1 protein-coding gene is annotated in these 895 nt (G+C 44.5%); it reads left to right on the plus strand.

Annotation, left to right across the window (positions count from 1 at the left end; all coding sequences use genetic code 11):
* A partial coding sequence (locus A3757_RS20460) for an AraC family transcriptional regulator ligand-binding domain-containing protein (protein WP_068740204.1) occupies window positions 1-895 on the plus strand: 895 nt, incomplete at both ends.

Here is an 895-nt window from a genome sequence, read left to right on the forward strand (position 1 = left end):
GGGTTTATGTATGTAGGCAGTGCTAAAAAGAAGCAGTCGATATTAGGTTTGATTCCACTGTTTAAAGCGGTTGAAGACTTGGGGGCAGACCCGGAAGAACTTTTGCGGCGCAGGGGGATGTCCTTGCAGAATATGAATGGTGCCGCCGTGATTGAGCAATCTTTGGAGCTGGATATCGTGTCAGAAGCAATAGACTTACTGAATGACCCTATTCTTGGTGTCAAGGTAGGCAGTCAGGTGACATTTACCTCATACGGTACCTATGCAATGTTGCTTATGAGTGCACCAAATTTTGACCAGGCTTTGAAGGTTGGCGCTCAATTTCAGTCATTATCACTGCTCTTTTCACATATGACTTTGCATTTTGATAAAGATTGGATAGAGCTACGTTATACCTTACCAGAGGCCTCACCTAAACTCAGGACATTTATTGCCGACAGAGACCTTATGGGAACCTATATCTTTGTAAGGGAGTTTCTTGAAAAACCAAACGAAATACTAATTGCTGCAGGTACTGCTCGGCCTAAGCCTGAAGGTAAGTGTTTGGCGGAGTATCAGAAATATATCGACTTTGATTTACATTTCGATCAGCCCTATAACTGGTTTCGGCTTCCACGCGTCATTTTGAGTGTGGCGATGAAGCACGGGAACCCTCTCGCTCATCAGCTATATCGAGTTCAAGCTTATGAGCTATTACGTAAGTTCTATTCGCAAGATGAAGATATTGTTTCACAAACCAAGCAAGTCATTGAAGGCTACGAAGGGCGCTTTCCAAGCGTTCCTGAAGTGGCAAAGATGTTTTCTGTGAGTGAGCGTACCTTCCGCAGAAAACTAAGCGCTGCCAACACGAGTTACCAAGGTATCCTGGATGAGCATAAGAAACAGCGCTGTCTAG

The sequence above is a fragment of the Oleiphilus sp. HI0117 genome, from assembly GCF_001635235.1.